Raw genomic sequence first — 21,425 nt, forward strand, 5'->3', positions numbered from 1 at the left:
GGGTTGTGCCCGGTCGGGGCAACGGTCGTGGCAGTGTGGCAGTTATGTGCGGTCGATACGCGGCGAGCCGGAAACCCGAGGATCTCGCAGGACTCTTCGAGGTCCGGAAGTGGGATCCCACCGAGACACTCGCCCCCGATTGGAACGTGGCACCGACCAAGGATGTCTATGTAGTCCTTGACCGTCCGGTGCGGGACTCCGGTTCCCCGGATCCGGTCCGGCAGTTGCGGGTGCTGCGCTGGGGCCTGGTCCCGTCGTGGGCCAAGACCCCGGAGGGCGGGGCGAGACTGATCAACGCGCGGGCCGAGACCGTGCACGAGAAGCCGTCCTTCCGGCGCGCGCTCGGCGCCCGCCGCTGCCTGATACCCGCCGACGGGTACTACGAGTGGGTCACCGCCCACGAGGAGCGGCAGCTGGAGGAGAAGGGGCGCAAGAAGCGGGCGCGCAAGCAGCCGTACTTCGTCACCCCCGCCGACGGTTCGGTGTTCGCGATGGCCGGGCTCTACGAGTTCTGGCGGGACGGGACGCTGCCCGACGACCACCCGCGGGCCTGGTGGACGACCTGCTCGGTGGTCACCACCGAGGCGGAGACCGATCCGCTGGCCGGATACGAGGGCGACGGCCCGCGGTCGCTGTCCGACATCCACCCGCGGATGCCGCTGATGCTCACCCCGGACCGCTGGGACAGCTGGCTCGACCCGGCCACCACCGACCCGGACGAGGTGCGCGGGATGCTCGCCGCGCCGCCGCCGGGGCTGCTGCGGGCGTATCCGGTCGGCACCGGCGTCAGCAACGTACAGAACAACGGCCCTGAGCTGCTGGAAGAGCTGCCGGCGCCGGAGGAGGAGACGCTTTTCTGATGGCCGTACGATCATCCGCGCCGCGCTCCGGGAGGGGCCGGGGCGCGCCCGCGGGTTCAGCGGCTGCTCCTGCCGCCGGTTCTGCCGCCGGTTCTGCCGCCGGTTCCGCCTCCGCTCCCGTTGCCGCCTCCGCCGCCGTTTCGTCCGCCGGCCGGCAGCTGGTCGAGACCCCGGCCGGGCCCGCCGGGATCAGCTGGCACCCGGCCGGCCGGCCGCGCTGCGTCCTGGCGCTCGGGCACGGCGCCGGCGGCGGCATCGAGGCGCGCGACCTGGCCGCGCTCGCCGCGGCGCTGCCCGCGTACGGGGTGAGCGTCGCGCTGGTCGAGCAGCCCTGGCGGGTGGCCGGCAAGAAGCTGGCGCCGGCGCCGAAGACGCTGGACGCCGGATGGACGGCGCTGTGGCCGGCGCTCGCCGAGCCCGGTCTGCCGGTGGTCGCCGGCGGGCGCAGCGCCGGGGCGCGGGTCGCCTGCCGCACGGCGCACGAGCTGGGCGCCGCCGCCGTCCTCGCGCTGTCGTTCCCGCTGCACCCGCCGGGCCGCCCGGAGAAGTCCCGCGCCGACGAGCTGACCGGCGCCGCGGCCGTCCTGCCGCTGCTCACCGTGCAGGGCGGCAACGACGCCTTCGGCCGTCCCGCGGAGTTCCCGCGCGGCCGGCGGCCGGTCGAGGTGCCGTACGGCGACCACTCCTTCGCCGTCCCCAAGCGCGCCCCGATCGGCCAGGACGAGGCGCTGGCCGTGCTGACCGGTGCCGTCAGCGACTGGCTGGCCGGGCTCGGACATGCATCCGCTCGCCCTGCCGGCCGAAAAGGCTGAGCACCTCCACCGGCTCGTTCCCGGCCGGCCCGAACCAGTGCGGCAGCCGGGTGTCGAACTCCGCCGCCTCGCCGTGCCGCAGCTCCATGTCCCGGTCGGCGAGCATCAGCCGCAGCCGGCCGGAGAGCACGTACAGCCACTCGTAGCCCTCGTGGGTGCGCAGCTCGTCCGGCGGCAGCGGATCGATGATCATCTTGTACGCCTGGAGGGCGCCCGGCTGCCTGCTGAGCGGCAGCACCGTCATCCGTTCCAGCCGCCGCGGCACCGGCCTGACCCGCGGATCACCCACCTCGGGCGCGCCCACCAGCTCGTCAAGCGGCATCTGGTGCGCCCGGGCCAGCGGCAGCAGCAGCTCCAGCGAGGCGCGGCGCTGCCCCGACTCCAGCCGGGACAGGGTGCTCACCGAGATCCCGGTGGCCTCCGACAGCGTGGCCAGCGTCACCCCGCGGTCCATCCGGGCCGCCCGCAGCCGCGGCCCGACCTCGGCCAGCGTCCGTGCCACCTCGTCATCACCCGTACCGCCCAGATCACCCATACGGACAAGTCTGCCGGTACCGATGCTCAGTGCGATCCGTACGAGTGGCGATCTCGTCCTCGGGAATGACGACGGCGGCAGTGGCGTTGTGCGCATTGGTAGCAACGACCAAGCTTTGGTGAGGAAGGCAGCCGCATGGTTTCAGCCGCATGCCGGCCGGGCGAACAGACCACCGCGCAGGCGCAGGCCGCCGCGCCGTACCTGAACTGGACCCAGTGGTCCTCGAAGGACGACGGCAGGGGCGGACCCGGCGCGCCGATCTCCAGTGCAATATCCTCCGAATCGAGCGTGTCCACTTTGAGGCGCGCTGGAGTTTCTGAGGAGGTGGGTCCGGTCACCGGCACCGACGACAGCACGGCGGGAACCGCGGGTGCGTCCGGTACGGGGGAGACACAGGAGAGCAGCACGGAGCGCACGGAGCGCTTCGAGCGGGATGCCCTTGGCTTCCTCGACCAGATGTACTCGGCCGCGCTGCGGATGACCCGCAATCCGGCCGATGCGGAAGACCTGGTCCAGGAGACGTACGCGAAGGCGTACGCCTCGTTCCACCAGTTCCGCGAGGGCACCAACCTCAAGGCCTGGCTCTACCGCATTCTGACCAACAGCTTCATCAACTCGTACCGCAAGAAGCAGCGCGAACCGCTGCGCAGCGGTTCCGAGGAGATCGAGGACTGGCAGCTCGCGCGCGCCGAGTCGCACATGTCCACGGGTCTGCGTTCCGCGGAGTCCCAGGCGCTCGACCACCTGCCGGACTCCGATGTGAAGACGGCACTCCAGACGATCCCCGAGGAGTTCCGCATCGCGGTGTATCTCGCGGACGTCGAGGGCTTTGCCTACAAGGAGATCGCGGACATCATGGGTACACCCATCGGCACGGTGATGTCCCGGCTGCACCGCGGACGTCGCCAGTTGCGTGAGCTGCTGGAGGATTACGCCCGGGAGCGCGGGCTCGTCCCGGCGGGCGTGGCAGATGAGAAGGGCACGGATTCATGAGTTGCGGTGACGCACATGAGACGGACTGCTCCGAGGTGCTCGACCACCTCTACGAGTATCTCGACAACGAGATGTCCGACGCTGCCGGTGCCAAGTTCAAGGAGCACTTCGACGAGTGCCACCCCTGCTTGGAGAAGTACGGGCTCGAACAGGCCGTCAAGAAGCTGGTGAAACGGTGCTGCGGCTCTGACGAGGTGCCGACGGATCTGCGGGCCAAGGTGATGATGCGGCTCGAACTGATCCGGGAGGGCCAGCCGGCTCCGGGCCAGTCTGGTCCCGGCCAGCCGGCTCAGGGCGGTGGGGAGCCGGGCGGTGCCGAGCCCGGACAGGTGCCGGGTGGGTCGTCGTCCGGCCAGGTGCCCGGTGGCGCGGCGTTCGCGCCGGCCTCAGAGGCGTCCTAGCGTCCGTTTCAGCTTTCCCCGGGCGCGCCCGTCCGGCGCTCCCGGCTGTTCCCCGCGGTTTTCGGCGTTCCCGGTGTTTCCCGGTCACTCGATCGGGTGCATCGGGAGCGCCACGCTGCTTTATGGGACCCGGGCATGGCGCCCCACCTGCACATGGTTGGATGCCGGTGGGGATGGCAAGGAGTCCTTGTGGAGGCGGGCGCTCACCGGGGAGCGCGGCACCGCCCGGGGCCGGGTCGGGATCGGGGCTGTGACCCAGGCTGAGACCGCGGCCAAAATGTGCAAGGTTGGATCCGTACGCGGACGGGGGCGTGATCGTGGTGCGGGAAGGCGACGTCCTGGCAGTGGTCGGCTGAGCAGGCAGGCGGTATGACGTTGAACATCTTCGGAAGAGTGCGGCACCGGCCGTCGCCCACCTGGCGGCAGGCCACCGACCGGGCGTTCTCGCTGATAGACGACGGCCGTTACGAGGACGCCGGCGCGCTGCTGACCCGTGCCGCCGATCTGGAGCCGTGGCTGTCGGAGTCCTGGTACAACCTCGCGCTGCTGCACAAGTTCCGGCACGACTGGGGCCAGGCGCGGATCGCCGGCCTGCGCGCCGTCGCCCTGCTCGACCGCCCGGTCGGCGCTCCCGACTGGTGGAACCTGGGCATCGCCGCCACCGCGCTCCAGGACTGGCCGCTGGCCCGCCGCGCCTGGCAGGCGTACGGGCTGCGGATGCCGTCCGGCACCGCCAGCCGCTCCGGCGAGGAGTCGGTGCGGCTGCCGCTGGGCAGCGCGGCGGTACGGCTGTCGCCCGAGGGCGAGGCGGAAGTGGTGTGGGGCCGCCGGCTCGACCCGGCCCGCGTCGAGGTGCTGTCCATCCCGCTGCCGTCCTCCGGCCGCCGGTGGGGCGAGGTCGTCCTGCACGACGGTGTGCCGCACGGCGAGCGGGCCACCGAGGACTCCGGCTCGGGTTCGGGCTCCGGCGCGGTCTACCCGGTCTTCGACGAGATCGAGCTGTGGGCGCCGTCGCCCGTCCCGACCTGGCTGGTGCTCCTGGAGGCCGCCACCGAGGCCGACCGGGACGCGCTGGAACGGCTGGCCGCCGAGGCCGGCTACGCGGCGGAGGACTGGTCGTCCTCCGTCCGGCTGCTGTGCCGCACCTGCTCCGAGAGCCGGATGCCCACCGACGACGGCGCCTCCGCCACCCGCGACCCGCACGACCAGGGCGAGCCCGGCCACCCCGGTCACCTCAGCCATCTCAGCCAGCAGGGCGCGGGGTTGCGCTGGACGCCGGAGCGCGAGTGCGGGGTCGCGGCGCCGGCCGCGCTGGTGCGGGGGCTGCTCGACGGGTGGGTGGCGGACAGCCCGGACACCCGCGACTGGCGGGACCTGGAAGAGGTCTGCTGAGGGGTGCGGTGCTGCCCCGTGGGGGCGGGGTCTGTCACGTGGGGCGGACGGCGTGCGGCTCGGCCCCGTACCCTGGGACGGTTCACTTACGGTTCCGGGAAGGCGTACGGCGGAGATGTCCCAGCAGCAGACCGAGCACGGCCACGGCCACCAGCACACGCATGACCACGATCACGGCCACAGCCACGGCCATGCGCACGGCCACGCTCCCGACGACGCCTCCGGGGAGTTCCTGGACGACGTGACGGACGCGGAGGCGCGCGAGCAGGCGCACCGCGAGCGCGGCACGGTCCGCCCGATCACGGTGGTCGGCAACCCCGTACTGCACCGCGAGTGCAAGGACGTCACCGAGTTCGACGGCAAGCTCGCCGCCCTGATCGACGACATGTTCGCCAGCCAGCGCGCCGCCGAGGGCGTGGGCCTCGCGGCGAACCAGATCGGCGTCGACCTCAAGCTCTTCGTCTACGACTGCCCCGACGACGACGGCAACCGCCACGTCGGCGCGGTCTGCAATCCCGTGGTGGACGAACTCCCCGCCGACCAGCGCCACCTGGACGACTCCAACGAGGGCTGCCTGTCCGTCCCCGGCGCATACATGGAACTCCCGCGCCCCGACTACGCGGTCGTCCGCGGCCAGGACGCGACCGGCGCCCCCATCGCCGTCCACGGCAACGGCTACTTCGCCCGCTGCCTCCAGCACGAGACCGACCACGTCTACGGCCGCCTCTACATCGACCGCCTCTCGAAGCGTGACCGCAAGGACGTGATGCGGCAGATGGCGGAGGCGACGCCGAAGTTCGAGACGGTGCCGAACGAGTAGGGGTGGTCGGGGGGTTCGCGGCGCCCGGGGGTTAGGGGCGCCGGGGGTTAGGGGCGCCGGGGGTTCGGGGCGCCCGGTGGCCCGGCGCGGGCGTGGCGCGTTCCCGGCGAACGGGACGCCCGGTGGGCGAGGGGGTATGGCGCCCGGCGTGGTGTGGCCCGGCGGGCGAGCGGACCGGGCGGGTGAGCGGGCCCGGCGGGCGGGTCCGGCGGCTCGGTGGGTCAGCGGGGCAGGCGCCCGGTGTGGAGCGCCCCGGCGCGCGAGCGGGTCCGGCGGGGCGGTGGGTCAGCGGGGCAGGCGCCCGGTGCGGAGCGCCCCGGCGCGCGAGCGGGCCCGGCGGCCCGGTGGTCAGCGGGGCAGGCGCCCGGTGAGCTGGCGCATCTCGTTGTCGGCTTGGGCGGCGGTCACTTCACGTGCCCGGCCGGCCAACTCCCGGCGCACGTAAGCCTCGAACGCCCGCGCCCGCCGGGCCGCGTCCCGCGCGGCCCCCGCGAGGTCGGCTCCCCACCGCACGGCGGCATCCCCGACCCAGACGTCCCCCTTCCCCCCGGCCATCCGCCGATCCGCGTCCCCGAGCGCCCCGACCACGAGGTCGAGATCCCGGCTGACGTCGGCGTGCAGCTGGCTGAGCGCCTGCCACACAGGACTCAGCACTTTGTCACTCACGTGAGGCGTTCCCGTCTGTCGTGGGCCCCGCCATGGGCAAGGCCTTGAGCTCCCCCAGCCGCCGCGGAAGATTCGTCTCACACCCCATCCGATCAGCCACCCGCCGCGCGGCGGCAAACACCACGCGCACCTGCGCCTCCCGTTTGACCTGATCCCCGGCGGCGTCCAGCCCGGGGGTCGCCACCTTCGCGAAGATGTAGAGGCCACGGCCGTGCGTGGTTTTACCGCTGCGCGTGAGGCACGAGTAGTTGATGGTCGCCTCGGAGTCGGTTGACTTGGCTCCCCAGGCGACCTTGTACGCAAGGAGGTACGGAGCACTCAAGAGGGGCCCTGTCATGGCGTGAAACCCTCGCGCCTCGAACGTAATCCGCAGCGCTCCTTCCCGTTCTGCTGGCCCGAGGTCGCAGAGGCTGCGCGGCATGTTGCTTCCGCTGTCGGATAGGTCCGCAGAGAGTGCTGTGGCGACGTGCGCGACCGTGGACTGGAGACTGAGTGAGCCAAGCCTCCATCTGTCCACACCGCTGATCGACTTCAGGGCAGCCGCAGCTTCGGAGTCCAGCGCGCCACCACACATCGACCGCACGGTAGCGAACTGCAGGCTGGCATTGGACGGTGGTGCTACCGGCACCTGCGGCGTGGACGTGCATCCCAGAAGAAGTACAAGCCCTGCCGCGGAGGCAAACACCGCGTAGGAGCTATTGCGAGCGCCAGGCATAGTGAGATCCGTGATCATTACGTGACGGGCAGGTTGCCGGATAGCTGTTGGTTGAGGCTCCCCGCGTTGTAGCCGGTCTGCTGCGCTTCGTGGAGTTCTTCGCTCAGTTTGGACTGCTGCTCGCTCGTCCAAGTGTTATATCGAGGATCGTCGAGGAATCGATGGACAGGGAGTAGGGAAGCGGCTCGGCCAGCATCGTAGAAGCGGGCCGTCTGGCCCTGGCGCACGTCCGCGAGTTCACGGTGTTGGGACTCGGCGTAGTTGCTGATGCTCTGCTGAATCCGACCATCCATCTCTCCTTTGCTCTGGTCCGTCGCCAGCGGGATGATCGTGGCACCCAGGCCGTCTTCCGGAGCAGGCGCGAACGCGAAGACACCGGCGGTCAGCAGGCCCGCGATCTTCTGCTGGGTTTCGGCCCGCTTGTCCAGTTGGTCGTTGAAATCCTGTTCGGATGCCACTTTGGTGGCCGTGAACTGATCGGCCCAACTGCGGTCCATGATCCCCTGCAACTCGGCACCGATCCGGATCGCCCCTTTTGCATCGCTGAATTCTGGCTCGCCGTATGCAGATCTGCCCGCTGGATGAGCAACCAGTGCCGATGTGGTGTACGCCTGCTGAGCGTTGGTAACAGTCCTGTACGCATCGTCATCGTGACTGATTGTGCCGAGGAACCGACGCAGACTGTCGCCATTAAACCTGGCCCGTTCGAGCTGGTTCTCGCGACCATTGACACGGGAAAAGATGGAATTACCGTCCGTCGTGTCGTACAACCCCCAATCGACGTCGTCGATATACGCCGCCGTCATGCGGCCAAGGCTCTTCCCGATCCCCGTCTGGCGGGCCAGGAGACCCGCCCCGCTCACCCCCGTCCTCGCCGTGTCCGTCCCCTCGGCCCGGCGGCCGTACATGCTCACCACCGCGGCCATGACCGCGGCCGTCGCCGCGGTGCGGTGGAGTTGGGGCGGGGACGCGTCGTACGCCGCGCCCATCGTCGCGGATTCGAGGGCGTGGCCCAGAGCGCGGTAGCCGGCGATCGTCGCCTCGTCGGTGGGCGGGTCGGCCGGCCAGATGCGGGTGCGGGTGAGGTAGTCGAAGTGCGGCTTCGCGGAGAGGAAGGCCGTGGAGGCAGCGGGATTGTGGCCGAGGGCCTCCATGAAGCCGGTCAGGGGGTCGGCCCCGTTGTCGTCGACCGTGCCGTAGTGCAGCCGGACGCGGTGGCCCGTAAGGTCCCAGGGCAGCACGTTCTTGCGGCTGACCTGGTCCTGCAGGCCGACGTGCTCGTCGGTGATATGGCTGCGCTCGAAGGCGAGCAGAGCAGCGCCGTAACGTCCGAGGAAGCCGGAGTCGTACTCGCCGTGCCGCAGCAGCGAACTCATCGCCTGGAAGCCGTACACGTCGTTGGGGCTGTCGCCGACGTCCTCGGCGCCGAGGGCGATCACGTCCTGCTGCCAGCGCCGGGTGGCGGCGTCGTCGCTGCGGCTGGCGGTGGCGAGGGTGGCGCCGAGGGCCTGTTCGAGATCGCCCAACTGGCTCATGCGGGCGGCGGTTTCGGGGTCGAGGCCGGTCGTGTCGCGTGGCTCGGTCTCGTACTGCCGGACGGCGGTGAGGGCCGTGTAGAACGTGAGCGTGGCGCTCGCGCCGAGGGTGCTGGCGAAGTTCTCGGCGAACAGCGGGTTGTTCTTGTGGCGGTTCAAGAGCGCGCGCAGGCGGGTGAGTTGGGCGTTGGAGAGGTCGCCCGGGTCGGTGCGGGCGAGATGCAGCGCCTCGCGGGCGTCGCGGGCGGTCTCGGCGGGGGAGGAGACGTCGACGGCGGCGTCGGAGATCTGCACCATGTGCCGGGTGCCGCCGGGGTACGGTCGCCCGGCCAGGACGGCGAGGTGGTGCCGCTGCCGCAGTATCGGCAACTGGCCCTGCGCCCAGGCGAGATGGCGGCCGATGGCGGCGGGCTCGGTGGTGTCGAGACCGATCCGCGCGGACTGGTCGAGCCAACTCCCCACCACCGGCTGGGCCCCGCCCCCGCTCTGCCCGGTGCGGTTGGTGATCGACCCGATCAGATCCCACAGTTGCTGCGGATCGATCCCGCTGAACCCGCCCCGGCCACCCGTGACCATCCCACCGCCCTGTCTCCCCTGCGACTTCGGACGCACAACGTTAGCGAACGCTCACGTTGAGTGTCCAAACCGGGGGGCGTCGGGTCAGTTGACGATGGTCTGGTTTTCCTTGACGGTCACCTGGAGGGGGGTGGTCGACTGGCCTTGGGGGAAGGGTGGGTTCTGGGGTGGGCCGTCGGGGTTGGCGGAGGGGGTCCAGGTGACGTTCCAGACCAGCGTTGCCTGGAGGGTGTAGTCGCCGTGTTTGCGGTAGGTGATGTTGCAGGGGTCGTTGCTGGTGTCGACGCTGTAGGCTCCGCCGCCGGTGGGTGTGAGCTTGTACGTGCAGCTGCTCGGGTCGGCGTTCTCGGTTCCTGCGTCCACGCGGAGTTCGTTCGGGGTGGCGACGGTCGTGGCCGCGATGTGCACCCCGGCGGCGGCGTTGTCCAACTGGGCCGTCACGTAGACCCGGTCCAGCGGCTGGTCGAAGACGACTTCGGTGTCCAGGTTGACCAACTGGTTCTCCGCGGCCGGTCGCAGAGTCAGCGGCGGAGCCGGGAGGACGGTGTCGTTGTAGGCCAGGCCGGCGAGCGTCCTGGGGTCGATCAGGGGTGTGTCGTCAGTCGTCGGGGTGCCCGGTTTCTCCCACAGCCACGAATGCTGTGCGGTGCAGTTCTGGGCCCGGTCGATGTCGGGGACCTCGAGCTTCCACCAGGTGCCCTTCTCGCCCGTGTGGTAGTCGATCCCTTTGGGCCCGGGGTCCTCGCCGATCACCTCCATCGCGATGTGCTCAGCCTCGTAATGGGTCGTGAGGTACTGCTCCATCTCGTCCGGTGAGTAGACAGGCTCGTACCAGCAGGCAGGCGGAGACCACGACGCGTCCGAGGACGTCATCTGCGCCCCCGAACCGTTGTAGCTGCGCGTGTACTGGACCTGGCTGCTGATGGTGGGATCGGGGGAGGCGGGCTGGGGCGGGGGTTTGGCGGTCGGCGAGCTGTTTCCGAAGATGTCACGCGCACTGCTGGGTGCGCACACGGCGAGCACGCTGTAGGACAGTGCCGCGAGCACGACCGAGACGGACCGTGCCCGGGTCATCGCTGGCATTGGCTCGCGCCTTCCTGCGACTGGTATGTCGAGACCCGCCAGGTGCCGTCAGCCGCCTTGCTCATGAGGGAGTAGTGCTCGATGAAGTCGGCCTTGCTGGGCTTGGTCCTGGTGACCTTCCCGCTCTTCGTGTCCTTGTTGAAGGCGTTCCGCTGGCTCTCGCAGAAGGTGACCCCCGCCGTGCTGGGGCCGGTCACGTGAACGCTGCGGTTGTAGAAGAGCGTGGTCCCGGTGACCGTCGTGTGCTGCGACTTGGCGCTGTTGATCTTGTTGATCCAGTCGCCCAACGCCTCACCGCTGAGGTACTTGTTGAGCACTGGAAGGTTCGGGTCCAGCTTCGCGATGGCCAGGAAGATCGCCTGCTGGCCGTACGCCTGATCGCGCAGCACTGCGTCCTTGGTCGCGTCGCCGGTCTTGTCGGCGTCGACGATCACCTTGACGTCGCTGGGGAAGTCGAAGACCGGCGCCTTCGGTTCCGCAGGGGGTGTCGTGACCGGCGCCGAGGTGGTCGGGGCCGCCGTCGTGGTGGGAGCCGATGCGGTGGTCGGAGCGGTGCTGATCTTCGCGTCGTCGTTCTTGGAGCCGCCGCAGGCGGTGAGCAGCACGGCCGCGGCGGCGATACCGCAGGTGGCTGCGGTGAGGGTGGTGCGGCGGTTCATCTGATGTCTCCCGGCATGCTTGATGTGTGGGGCTCTCTAGCGCGGGCGTCGGGTCAGTTGACGATGGTCTGGTTTTCCTTGACGGTCACCTGGAGGGGGGTGGTCGACTGGCCTTGGGGGAAGGGTGGGTTCTGGGGCGGGCCGTCGGGGTTGGCGGAGGGGGTCCAGGTGACGTTCCAGACGAGGGTTGCTTGGAGGGTGTAGTCGCCGTGTTTGCGGTAGGTGATGTTGCAGGGGTCGTTGCTGGTGTCGACGCTGTAGGCTCCGCCGCCTTTGGGTGTGAGCTTGTACGTGCAGCTGCTCGGGTCGGCGTTTGTCGTGCCGGCGTCGACCCGGAGCTCGTCCGGGGTGGCGACGGTCGTGGCCGCGAGGTGGATCCCGAACTCCGCGTTGTCGTACATGGCGGTGACCCACACCCTGTCCAGCGGCTGGGCGAAAGTGACCTCGGTGTCCAGGTTGACGAGCTGGTTGGCGCCGACTGGGCGGAGTGTGAGCGGCGGCGCCGGAAGAGTTGTGCCGTTGTAGGCAAGACCGGCAAGGGCCTTGGTGTCGATCACGGGCGCGGTCCGGGGTGGGGGATTGGCCGGCCCGACGAAGACGAAGGGTTCCTTCCCAGCGCACTGGGAGACGAAGTCCTGCCAGGGCGCGTTGTCGTCGGTCACCAGGCCGTACCAGGTCCCGTCGTCGCCTTTGTGGTAGTTGTCGGCCCCGTACTCTTCCGCCCAGATCGTGGAAGCCGAGCCTTCGCGCCACATCGACAGCAGGTAGTCCTCGAAATCCTGCGGTTTGTACTGCGGTTCGTACCAGCACGCCGGCGGCGACCAGTCCCCGCCGAGCGGCTTCATGTGCTGCGCCGCGGAATCGGTCTTGCTGTAGTTGTAGTGCACGGCCGAGGCGATGGAGTCCACCGGACGTTTGGGAGGTGCGGGCGTCTGATCCCCCTTGCCGGCCATCGCCGGAGCCGCTCCAAGCGCGATCAGTGCACTCGCCGCAATCGCTGCAACAAGTGCGGTCGAACCCTTGGTCAGCGGGCGCATTCGGAGACACCGCGCTTCATTGTGGAACCTGCCACCTGCCACGTGCCGCTGGTGGACTTTTTCATGAGGTCAGACCAGCCCACGTAGTCGCTCGGGTCCGGTGCGTCCCGATTGACCTTGCCGGTCTTGGCGTCCTTGTCGAACGACTGGGTCTGGTCCTCGCAGTACGACACCCCTGCAGTAGTTGCGTTGGTGACGGTGACCTTGAAGTCGTAGTACTGCATGTGCCCGGTGACCGTTTCGTCCTTGGCCCGGTATTCCTTGATGTTGGTAGCCCAACTGACCCGGCCCTGACCGGTCGTGTATGCCTCGAACACGGGAAGATCGGGATTCTGCTTCACGTAGGCGAGTTGGATCGCCTTTATCGCGTAACCGTGGTCGCGGAGGATGGTGTCCTTGACCGGGTCGCCGGTCTTCGGCGTCTGGATGTCAAACGTGACGTCCTTCGGGAAGTCGAAGACCGGGGCCTTCGGGTCTGCCGGGGGCGTCGTGGCTGGTGGGGTTGGGGTGGGCGTGGTGGGGGTTGCGGTGGTGGTTGGGGGGGAGGTGGTGATTTTGGCGTCGTCGGTCTTGGAGCCGCCGCAGGCGGTGAGAAGGAGGGCCGCGGCGGCGACGCCGCAGGTCGCTGCGGTGAGGGTGGTGCGGCGAATCATCTGCGGGTCTCCCGTTGTCCTCGTCCTTCGGTGCGGCCGGGTCGGCCTTGCGGAAGGGGCCGTCGCGGGCGGGACGGCCGAGGAGAGGCGGGTGCAGCGCCCCCCGGCGTGGCCCTCCGCGTTGCGGCGGTCACTTCTGCATCTCAGAGCGCAGTAGGTTACCCGGTGTCAAGGAACGTGTCCAAGGGGAACCCCCGCATCCGGCGCCGCCCCGCCCGCCCGGCGCGGCTAGAAGTCCTCGTCCAGCGACACCGTTCCCTCCACCGCCACCTGGTACGCGGACGCCCGGCGCTCGAAGAAGTTGGTCAGCTCCTGGACGCCCTGCAATTCCATGAAGGAGAACGGGTTCTCCGAGCCGTACAGCGGCGGGAAGCCGAGCCGGACGAGCCGCTGGTCGGCCACGCACTCCAGATACGCCCGCATCGACTTGGTGTTCATGCCCGGTAGGCCCTCACCGCACAGATCGCGGCCGAACTGGAGTTCCGCCTCGACCGCCTCCCGCAGCATGTCCGTCACCTGCTGCTGGAGTTCGGCGTCGAAGAGGTCGGGCTCCTCCTTGCGCACGGTGTCCACCACGTCGAACGCGAAGCTCATGTGCATCGTCTCGTCGCGGAACACCCAGTTGGTGCCGGTGGCGAGGCCGTGCAGCAGGCCGCGGGAGCGGAACCAGTAGACGTAGGCGAACGCGCCGTAGAAGAACAGGCCCTCGATGCACGCGGCGAAGCAGATCAGGTTGAGCAGGAAGCGGCGGCGGTCGGCCCGCGACGACAGCCGGTCGATCTTCTCCACCGAATCCATCCACCTGAAGCAGAACTGCGCCTTCTCGCGGATCGACGGGATCTCCTCGACCGCGTCGAACGCCGCCGCCCGGTCGGCCGGATCGGGCAGATACGTGTCGAGCAGCGTCAGATAGAACTGGACGTGCACGGCCTCCTCGAACAGCTGGCGCGACAGATACAGCCGCGCCTCCGGGGAGTTGATGTGCTTGTAGAGGGTCAGCACCAGGTTGTTGGAGACGATCGAGTCGCCGGTGGCGAAGAACGCGACCAGCCGGCCGATCATGTGCTGCTCGGCGGCGGAGAGCTTCGCCAGGTCGCTGACGTCGGAGTGCAGATCGACCTCCTCCACCGTCCAGGTGTTCTTGATCGCGTCGCGGTAGCGCTCGTAGAAGTCGGGGTAGCGCATCGGGCGCAGGGTCAGTTCGAAGCCCGGGTCGAGCAGGTTCTTCTCACCAGTCGCGACGGTGCTCGCGTCGGCGGGGGTCGTTTCGGTGGTGGTCATTACTGGCAGGCCTCGCAGGACTCGGGGTTTTCCAGGGAGCAGGCGATCGCGTCGGCGTCGGCCACCGAAGGAACCGAAGGAGCCGGGGGAGCCGCGGGAGCCGCGGCCGGGACGGGGGTGGCCGCGGCGGCCCGGGCGATCCGGGTGGCCGGGCGCGAGCGCAGGTAGTACGTGGTCTTCAGGCCCTGCTTCCACGCGTACGCGTACATCGAGCTGAGCTTCCCGATGGTCGGCGTCTCGAGGAACAGGTTCAGCGACTGCGACTGGTCGAGGAACGGCGTACGGGACGCGGCCAGGTCGATCAGCCCGCGCTGCGGGATCTCCCACGCCGTCCGGTACAGCTCCCGCACGCCCGCCGGGATCCAACTGAACCCCTGCACCGAGCCGTTGGCCTCGCGCAGCGCCTCCCGGGACTGCGCGTCCCAGACGCCCAGCCGCTTCAGCTCGGCCACCAGGTAGGAGTTGACCTGAAGAAACTCGCCGGACAGCGTCTCGCGCTTGAAGAGGTTGGAGACCTGCGGCTCGACGCACTCGTACACGCCGGCGATCGACGCGATGGTCGCGGTCGGTGCGATCGCCAGCAGCAGCGCGTTGCGCATCCCGCTCGCCGCGACCCGGGCGCGCAGCGCCGCCCACCGCTGCGGCCAGTGGAACTCCACGCCGTAGTGGTCGGGGTGCAGCACCCCGCCCGCGGTACGGGTCTGCTCCCAGGCCGGCAACGGGCCGCTGCGCTCGGCGAGTTCGCAGGACGCCTCGTACGCGGCCAGCATGATCCGCTCGGCGACCCTGGTGGAGAGCTGCCGGGCGGCGGGGGAGTCGAACGGCAGCCGCAGCTTGAAGAAGACGTCCTGGAGGCCCATCACGCCCAGACCCACCGGGCGCCACTTGCTGTTGGAGCGGCCGGCCTGCTCGGTCGGGTAGAAGTTGACGTCCACCACGCGGTCGAGGAAGGTCACGGCCGTGTGCACGGTCTCGTCCAGCCGCGCCCAGTCGATCGGCTCGCCGGCCCCGGAGCGGGAGTCGGCCTCCGCGTCCCGCCCCGCCTCCGGCCTCACGAAAGCGCTCAGATTGATCGAGCCGAGGTTGCAGACGGCCGTCTCGGAGTCGTCCGTCACCTCAAGGATCTCGGTGCACAGGTTCGACGAGTGCACCGTCCGCCCGGGCAGCGCCGTCTGGTTGGCCGTCCGGTTCGAGGGGTCCTTGAACGTCATCCACCCCTGGCCGGTCTGCGCCAGCGTCCGCATCATCCGGCCGTACAACTCCCGCGCGGGAAGCGTGCGTTGGGCCAGCCCGGCGGCCTCCGCCGCACGGTAGGCGGCGTCGAAGTCCGCGCCCCACAGGTCGACCAGGTCCGGCACGTCGGACGGCGAGAACAGCGACCACTGCGCGTCCGCGTCCACCCGCCGCATGAACTCGTCCGGCACCCAGTGCGCCAGGTTGAGGTTGTGGGTGCGGCGGGCCTCCTCGCCGGTGTTGTCCCGGAGTTCGAGGAACTCCTCGATGTCGGCGTGCCAGGTCTCCAGGTACACCGCCGCCGCGCCCTTGCGCCGGCCGCCCTGGTTCACCGCGGCCACCGACGCGTCCAGCGTCTTGAGGAACGGCACGATGCCGTTGGAGTGCCCGTTGGTGCCGCGGATCAGCGAACCGCGGGCGCGGATACGGGAGTAGGGCAGGCCGATGCCCCCGGCGTGCTTCGACAGCCGCGCCACCTGGTGGTAGCGGTCGTAGATCGAGTCGAGCTCGTCGAGCGGGGAGTCCAGCAGGTAGCAGGACGACATCTGCGGGTGCCGGGTACCGGAGTTGAACAGGGTGGGGGAGCTGGGCAGGTAGTCGAGCGCGCTCATCAGCCGGTAGAGCGACGCCACTTCGTCCAGCGCGCGGACGCCTCCCGCGCCGCCCGCTGAACCCGCGGCCTCCGCGCCCGCTGAACCCCCGACCGCCGCAGCCTCCGTAACCCTGGCCGTCCCAACCCCCGTACTCCCGGCCTCAACCGGCTCCTCCGCCGCCAGCCCGGCCGCGACCCGCAGCATGAAGTGCTGAGGCGTCTCGATCACCTGGCGGGTCAGCGGATGCCGCAGCAGGTAGCGGCTGTAGAGCGTCCGCAGGCCGAAGTACCCGAACCGGTCGTCGGCCCCGTCCGCGAGCGCCCGCTCGACGAGCGCGTCGAGCCGGTCACCGTGCCGGGCGGCGAACGCGGCCGTGCCGTCGGCGATCAGGCCCTCGCGGTGGCCGACCGCGATCGAGGCGGTGAACGACACGGAGCCCTGCCCGGCCGCCTCGTCGGCGATGGCCCGGGTGAGCAGCCGGGCGGCGAGCCGCGAATACGCCGGGTCCTCGGAGATCAGCCCGGCCGCCGCGTCGATCGCCAGCGCGCGCAGCCCTGCGGCGTCGGAGGCGGCGTTCCGGCCGCGCAGTGCCGCTGCCGCCACCCGCCCGGCGTCCGCGTCCGGCAGGTCGGCGGTGAGGCCCACGAGGGTACGCAGCAGGTCGGCGCCGAGGCCGTCGGCCTGGCTCCCGGGGCCGGCCGGATGCACCGGACCGGTCGGATGCGTGCGGCCTGCGGGCACGGCTGAACCCGCAGGCACGGCTGAACCGGCGGGCACAGCAGGACCCGTGGGCACAGCAGAACCCGCGGGAACGGCTGACGATGACAACGCGGTGGGATCTACGGGCGCGATGGTCACGGTGGTGCGATCTCCCTCTGACGCGGCGGCGGCCACGCGGCACAGGGAGCGGGGGCAGGCGGAACCACGCACCGCCGCATCGGGCCGGGCATGCCGCACCGCGTCCGCCGGCCCAATCCGCGAGGCCCGGACACAACTGCGCCCGGCGAATCGGGCGCGCCACCGGCAGGCGATCGGGCTGCGCGGGCACGCCTGAACACGCCCGCTCACCGTTGCGGGGCAGCGCCGGACTCACACCGGCTTCCCCTGCTGGACAGCGAGTTGAGCATACATGTGGTGGTGCCTGAAATCAGACACCACCACATCTTGTGTTGCTCGGCGCGTCGGGAGGACTCCCGGGAATAAATCTCACGCGGCCCGGCGGAACGCCTCGCGGGCGGCGCCGGACGCCGAGGTGGCACGGGCGGCGTCGGCCTCCCGTATCTGCCGGGTGATCCGGGCCTCGTGCCGCAGGCCGAGCACCGGGACGAGGGAGAGGACCAGGAGGAGGGTGGACAGGGCCGCGATGTCAACGAGGATCGTCATGGGTCAATCCTGCGCTTGCGGCTTACCCGCGAACAGTGGCAGCTCTGACGACCTACCGCAATATCCTGCCAACTGGCATGCTGGAACGATGCTGAGCAATGTCGCGGCCGTCCTGGTTGACGGCGTCCACCCCTTCGAACTCGGGGTCATCACCGAGGTGTTCGGCCTCGACCGGGCCGACGACGGGCTGCCCGTCTACGACTTCGCCGTGGTCTCCGCGGAGGGCTCGCGGCTGCGGACGCACGGCGGGTTCGACGTCGTCGTGAGCACCGACCTGGACCGGCTCGAGGAAGCCGACCTGATCGCCGTACCGGCCGGCGACTCCTACGTGACCAGGGACTTCCCGCCGGAGATGCTGCGCGCGCTCAACCGGGCCGTCGAGCGCGGCGCGTACGTGCTGAGCGTGTGCTCCGGGGTGTTCGCGGTCGGCGCGGCCGGGCTGCTCGACGGCCGGCGGTGCGCCTCGCACTGGCGGCACACCGAGACGCTCGCCGCCCGCTACCCGCAGGCGAAGGTCGAGGCCGACGTGCTGTACGTGGACGACGACCGGGTGATCACCTCGGCGGGAACGGCGGCGGGCATCGACGCGAGCCTGCACCTGGTACGCAAGGAGCAGGGGTCGGCGGTGGCGAACGGGATCGCCCGCCGGATGGTGGTGCCGCCGCACCGCGAGGGCGGCCAGACGCAGTACGTGGACCGGCCGCTGCCCCGGGCGCAGACGGACACGGTGGCGGGCGTGCTGTCGTGGATGGAGCGGCACCTGGACCGGGAGGTGACCGTCGAGGAGCTGGCGGAGCGGGCGTTGATGTCGCCGCGGACGTTCGCGCGGCGGTTCCAGCAGGAGACGGGGACCACGCCTTATCGCTGGCTGCTGGGCCAACGGGTGCTGCTCGCGCGGGAGTTGCTGGAGTCCACCGACTCCACGGTGGATGCGGTGGCGCTGCGCGCCGGGTTTGGGAACGCGGCGGTGATGCGGCATCACTTCGTCCGGTGGACGGGGACGACGCCGCAGGCTTATCGGCGGACGTTCCGCACGCCCTGCCCCGCTCTGTAGGTTGCCGGACCTTCTGCCGGCTCCCCGTTCCGCGCGACCAGCCCCGTCCTGCCTTCGCCGGACCGTCCGCCGGACGTGGCTGGTCGCGCAGTTCCCCGCGCCCCTTCGGGGCCCGTTCATCGCGCTCACGCGGCGGAGCCGCACATCAGATACAGGCCCGCGCCCCTTCGGGGCACGTTCATCGCGCTCACGCGGCGGAGCCGCACATCAGAAACAGGCCCGCGCCCCTTCGGGGCACGTTCATCGCGCCCATGCGGCGGAGCCGCACATCAGAAACAGCCCCGCGCCCCTTCGGGGCGCGACCCGGGGCGCGGGGAACCTGATGCGGCTACGTCGAAGGTGCCGGGGTCGGGGTCAACGGGGAATCGGGCTCCGCCGGGGGGTCGGCGGGGGCCTCGGGGGCGTCGGTCGTGTAGTCGGCGCGGGTGGTCTGGTCGGTGCCGGCGGGGGCCTTGAGGGCCTGGAGGGCCAGGGTGAGGACCACCGCTACCGCTACGTTCAGGACGAAAGCGGTCAGGCCGATGTAGCCCAGATTGCCGATCACCGGGATGTTCGCCGAGTTGCCGCCGAAGTGGGACTGGGTCGGGCTGGACTGGTCGTAGGCCTTCCACGTGCCGTAGGCCATGCCCGCCGCCCAGCCGGCCAACAGCGCCCAGCGGTGGAACCAGCGGGTGAACAGGCCGCCGACGATGGCCGGGACGGTCTGCAGGATCCAGATGCCGCCCAGCAGCTGGAAGTTGATCGCCACCGTCTTGTCCATGGTCAGGACGAAGACCAGCGCGCCCGCCTTGACCACCAGCGACACGATCTTGGACACCCGGGTCTCCTGCGCCGGGGTGGCGTCCGGTTTGATCAGGTCCTTGTAGATGTTGCGGGTGAACAGGTTCGCCGCGGCGATCGACATGATCGCGGCGGGCACCAGCGCGCCGATGCCGACCGCGGCGAAGGCCACCCCGGCGAACCAGTTGGGGAACATGTTCTCGAAGAGCTGCGGGATCGCCAACTGGGCGTTGTAGCCCTTGATTCCGCCGCCCACGCCGTCCGCGAGCGCCATGAAGCCGAGCAGCGCCAGCAGCCCGAGCATCAGCGAGTAGAGCGGCAGGATCGTGGTGTTGCGGCGGATCACGTTGCGGCTGCGGCTGGAGAGCACCGCGGTGACCGAGTGCGGGTACAGGAACAGCGCCATCGCCGAGCCCATCGCCAGGGTGGCGTAGGCCCATTGGGCGTCCGGGGTGGTGGTCAGCAGCGAGCCGCGCTTCGCGCCGGTGGCCGGGTTCGTCTTGCTGTACGCGGCGCCCGCCTTGCTGAAGATGTCGTCGAACCCGCCCAGTTTGTACGGGATGTAGACGATCGCCACCGCGATGACGATGTAGATCAGCGCGTCCTTGACGAAGGCGATCAGCGCCGGCGCCCGCAGCCCGGAGGAGTACGTGTACGCGGCCAGCACGCCGAACGCGATCAGCAGCGGCAGGTCCTTGATGAACCAGTTGGTCGAGTGGCTGCCGCCCACCCCCATCACGTCCAGTACCGCCTGGATGCCGACCAGTTGGAGCGCGATGTACGGCATGGTGGCGATGATGCCGGTGAGCGCGATGGCCACCGACAGGCTCTTGGAGTCGAACCGGCCGCGGATGAAGTCCGACGAGGTCACGTAGCCGTGCTTGTGCGAGACCGACCACAGCCGGGGCAGGAAGAGGAACACCAGCGGGTAGGTGACGATCGTGTACGGCACCGCGAAGAAGCCCGCCGCGCCCGCGCCGTAGATCGCGGCCGGCACGGCGACGAACGTGTACGCGGTGTAGAGGTCGCCGCCGAGCAGGAACCAGGTCACCCAGGTACCGAAACTCCGGCCGCCCAGGCCCCATTCGTCCAGGTGCAGCGCGTTGTCGGCGCGCCGCCAGCGGGCGGCGAGGAAGCCGACCACCGTGACGGCGACGAAGAAGAAGATGAAGACGCCGAGCGCGACGCCGTTGACTCCGGTCTTCACTTGGCCGCACCCCCCTTGCGGGCCTGCTCCTCGCGTCGTACGAGGACGTAGGCGCCGTAGGTGAGCGCGGCGGTCACCGGCACCCACGCCATCTGGTACCAGTAGAAGAACGGGATCCCGATGAACGAAGGCGTCAGCCGGGTGTACGAGTTCACCCACAGCAGGGCGACGAACGGGATGACCAGGAGGACACCGGCGACCACTCTGGACGCGGTGATCACCGGTGCTCGGCTGTCGGAGGGCTGTTCGGTCATACGTGCGACTCCCGTCCCCTAGCGCTACGAGTGTGACTGCCGGGAATCTAGGGGAGGGGAGTGGTGCACGTCACCACCTCTGCGGGGATCTCACCCGACAGAGATCGTCAGTCGACCGGCCGCTTCAGCCTCGCGACGAACTTGTAGCGGTCGCCGCGGTACACCGAGCGCACCCATTCCACCGGCTCGCCGGTGGTGTCGATCGAGTGCCGGGACAGCATCAGCATCGGCAGCCCGACGTCGGTGCCGAGCAGTCCGGCCTCCCGCGGGGTGGCCAGCGAGGTCTCGATGGTCTCCTCGGCCTCGGCCAGCCGCACGTCGTAGACCTCGGCCAACGCGGTGTACAGCGAGGTGTACTTGGCCAGGCTGCGGCGCAGCGCGGGGAACCGGCGGGCCGACAGATGGGTGGTCTCGATCGCCATCGGCTCGCTGTTGGCCAGCCGCAGCCGCTCGATCCGCAGCACCCGGCCGCCGGCCTTCATGTCCAGCAGCCCGGCGAGCCGGTCGTCGGCGGTGATGTAGCCGATGTCCAGCAACTGCGAGGTGGGTTCGAGGCCCTGGGCCCGCATGTCCTCGGTGTACGAGGTCAGTTGGAGCGCCTGGGACACCTTCGGCTTGGCCACGAAGGTGCCCTTGCCCTGGATGCGTTCGAGCCGGCCCTCGACGACGAGCTCCTGGAGTGCCTGCCTGACCGTGGTCCGCGAGGTGTCGAACTCGGTGGCCAGGGTGCGTTCCGGCGGCACCGGAGTGCCGGGCGGCATGGTCTGCGTGATGTCCAGAAGATGTCGCTTGAGCCGGTAGTACTTGGGCACGCGGGCGGTCCGGCCGGCCGTCCCGGCCCCCGTCGTCTCCGCGGTCGTGCCCGCGTCGCTCTGCATGACGTCTACTCCCGACTGCTGTCGT

The 21,425-nt window shown here is 70.1% G+C and carries 21 protein-coding genes and 1 riboswitch; of the genes, 7 read left to right on the plus strand and 14 right to left on the minus strand.

The annotated features are described in order from the left end of the window. The first annotated feature begins 44 nt into the window (after positions 1–44). Positions 45–860, plus strand: a complete 816-nt coding sequence (locus ACQPW6_RS27390) for an SOS response-associated peptidase (RefSeq protein ID WP_433892346.1) — start codon at positions 45–47, stop codon at positions 858–860. Next, positions 860–1,672 carry an alpha/beta hydrolase family protein gene (locus ACQPW6_RS27395; RefSeq protein ID WP_433892347.1) on the plus strand — a complete coding sequence of 271 codons (813 nt, stop codon included), beginning with the start codon at positions 860–862 and terminating at the stop codon, positions 1,670–1,672. Before ACQPW6_RS27390 ends, ACQPW6_RS27395 begins: the two co-directional genes overlap by 1 nt. On the opposite strand, the gene ACQPW6_RS27400 is transcribed toward ACQPW6_RS27395, so the two are convergent. Next, positions 1,611–2,207, minus strand: coding sequence for a helix-turn-helix domain-containing protein (locus tag ACQPW6_RS27400; RefSeq protein WP_433892348.1), 597 nt, complete (start codon positions 2,205–2,207; stop codon positions 1,611–1,613). The two genes, ACQPW6_RS27395 and ACQPW6_RS27400, sit on opposite strands and share 62 nt — an antisense overlap. Positions 2,208–2,531: 324 nt before the next feature. Between ACQPW6_RS27400 and ACQPW6_RS27405 the strand changes: the two genes are divergently transcribed. The 4 genes from ACQPW6_RS27405 to def all read left to right on the plus strand — a co-directional run bounded on the left by ACQPW6_RS27405 (position 2,532) and on the right by def (position 5,813). Beyond that, entirely contained in the window at positions 2,532–3,200 is a 669-nt protein-coding gene (locus ACQPW6_RS27405; RefSeq protein WP_433894680.1) for a sigma-70 family RNA polymerase sigma factor, read from the plus strand. Then, entirely contained in the window at positions 3,197–3,601 is a 405-nt protein-coding gene (gene rsrA, locus ACQPW6_RS27410) for a mycothiol system anti-sigma-R factor (RefSeq protein WP_433892349.1), read from the plus strand. The genes ACQPW6_RS27405 and rsrA overlap by 4 nt, the downstream gene beginning before the upstream one ends. A gap of 375 nt (positions 3,602–3,976) precedes the next feature. After that, the gene (locus ACQPW6_RS27415; protein WP_433894681.1) at positions 3,977–4,993 is read left to right on the plus strand and encodes a tetratricopeptide repeat protein; all 1,017 of its coding nucleotides are present in this window, start codon (positions 3,977–3,979) and stop codon (positions 4,991–4,993) included. A gap of 115 nt (positions 4,994–5,108) precedes the next feature. Further along, positions 5,109–5,813 carry a peptide deformylase gene (def, locus tag ACQPW6_RS27420; protein WP_433892350.1) on the plus strand — a complete coding sequence of 235 codons (705 nt, stop codon included), beginning with the start codon at positions 5,109–5,111 and terminating at the stop codon, positions 5,811–5,813. A gap of 348 nt (positions 5,814–6,161) precedes the next feature. On the opposite strand, the gene ACQPW6_RS27425 is transcribed toward def, so the two are convergent. From ACQPW6_RS27425 to ACQPW6_RS27470, 10 genes are all read right to left on the minus strand, one after another. Then, positions 6,162–6,479: a hypothetical protein gene (locus tag ACQPW6_RS27425; RefSeq protein WP_433892351.1), complete on the minus strand. Its 318-nt coding sequence runs from the start codon at positions 6,477–6,479 to the stop codon at positions 6,162–6,164. Further along, positions 6,472–6,900 carry a hypothetical protein gene (locus tag ACQPW6_RS27430; RefSeq protein ID WP_433892352.1) on the minus strand — a complete coding sequence of 143 codons (429 nt, stop codon included), beginning with the start codon at positions 6,898–6,900 and terminating at the stop codon, positions 6,472–6,474. The genes ACQPW6_RS27425 and ACQPW6_RS27430 overlap by 8 nt, the downstream gene beginning before the upstream one ends. A gap of 311 nt (positions 6,901–7,211) precedes the next feature. Further along, positions 7,212–9,305, minus strand: a complete 2,094-nt coding sequence (locus ACQPW6_RS27435; RefSeq protein ID WP_433892353.1) for a hypothetical protein — start codon at positions 9,303–9,305, stop codon at positions 7,212–7,214. Positions 9,306–9,389: 84 nt separating this feature from the next. Beyond that, a complete protein-coding gene (locus ACQPW6_RS27440; protein ID WP_433892354.1) occupies positions 9,390–10,379 on the minus strand; it encodes a hypothetical protein in 990 nt (329 codons plus the stop codon). After that, entirely contained in the window at positions 10,376–11,047 is a 672-nt protein-coding gene (locus ACQPW6_RS27445) for a hypothetical protein (protein ID WP_433892355.1), read from the minus strand. The genes ACQPW6_RS27440 and ACQPW6_RS27445 overlap by 4 nt, the downstream gene beginning before the upstream one ends. Before the next feature lie 53 nt (positions 11,048–11,100). Beyond that, on the minus strand, positions 11,101–11,955 hold the full coding sequence (locus tag ACQPW6_RS27450; RefSeq protein WP_433892356.1) for a hypothetical protein: 855 nt from the start codon (positions 11,953–11,955) through the stop codon (positions 11,101–11,103). Between the two features lie 116 nt (positions 11,956–12,071). Next, positions 12,072–12,737, minus strand: a complete 666-nt coding sequence (locus ACQPW6_RS27455) for a hypothetical protein (protein WP_433892357.1) — start codon at positions 12,735–12,737, stop codon at positions 12,072–12,074. 228 nt (positions 12,738–12,965) lie between these two features. Next, positions 12,966–14,018: a ribonucleotide-diphosphate reductase subunit beta gene (locus ACQPW6_RS27460; protein ID WP_433892358.1), complete on the minus strand. Its 1,053-nt coding sequence runs from the start codon at positions 14,016–14,018 to the stop codon at positions 12,966–12,968. Continuing rightward, positions 14,018–16,639 carry a ribonucleoside-diphosphate reductase subunit alpha gene (locus ACQPW6_RS27465; protein WP_433892359.1) on the minus strand — a complete coding sequence of 874 codons (2,622 nt, stop codon included), beginning with the start codon at positions 16,637–16,639 and terminating at the stop codon, positions 14,018–14,020. The genes ACQPW6_RS27460 and ACQPW6_RS27465 overlap by 1 nt, the downstream gene beginning before the upstream one ends. 210 nt (positions 16,640–16,849) lie before the next feature. Then, a riboswitch (cobalamin riboswitch) is annotated at positions 16,850–16,992 on the minus strand. A 58-nt stretch (positions 16,993–17,050) separates the two neighbouring features. Then, complete coding sequence (locus ACQPW6_RS27470) at positions 17,051–17,227, minus strand: hypothetical protein (protein ID WP_433892360.1); 177 nt, start codon at positions 17,225–17,227, stop codon at positions 17,051–17,053. 88 nt (positions 17,228–17,315) lie between these two features. Here ACQPW6_RS27470 and ACQPW6_RS27475 point away from each other — a divergent pair, with 88 nt between their 5' ends. Continuing rightward, on the plus strand, positions 17,316–18,281 hold the full coding sequence (locus tag ACQPW6_RS27475) for a helix-turn-helix domain-containing protein (RefSeq protein ID WP_433892361.1): 966 nt from the start codon (positions 17,316–17,318) through the stop codon (positions 18,279–18,281). Positions 18,282–18,609: 328 nt separating this feature from the next. Here ACQPW6_RS27475 and mctP read toward each other — a convergent pair whose 3' ends face one another. From mctP to ACQPW6_RS27490, 3 genes are all read right to left on the minus strand, one after another. After that, positions 18,610–20,268 (minus strand): monocarboxylate uptake permease MctP, encoded by a 1,659-nt coding sequence (mctP, locus tag ACQPW6_RS27480; RefSeq protein WP_433892362.1) that lies wholly within the window; start codon positions 20,266–20,268, stop codon positions 18,610–18,612. After that, positions 20,265–20,522, minus strand: a complete 258-nt coding sequence (locus tag ACQPW6_RS27485; protein WP_433892363.1) for a DUF3311 domain-containing protein — start codon at positions 20,520–20,522, stop codon at positions 20,265–20,267. Before ACQPW6_RS27485 ends, mctP begins: the two co-directional genes overlap by 4 nt. A 107-nt stretch (positions 20,523–20,629) precedes the next feature. Next, complete coding sequence (locus ACQPW6_RS27490; protein ID WP_433894682.1) at positions 20,630–21,400, minus strand: GntR family transcriptional regulator; 771 nt, start codon at positions 21,398–21,400, stop codon at positions 20,630–20,632. Positions 21,401–21,425: the final 25 nt, after the last annotated feature.

This window comes from Streptomyces sp. CA-111067 (assembly GCF_050956065.1).
In the GTDB taxonomy this organism is placed as follows: Bacteria; Actinomycetota; Actinomycetes; order Streptomycetales; family Streptomycetaceae; genus Actinacidiphila.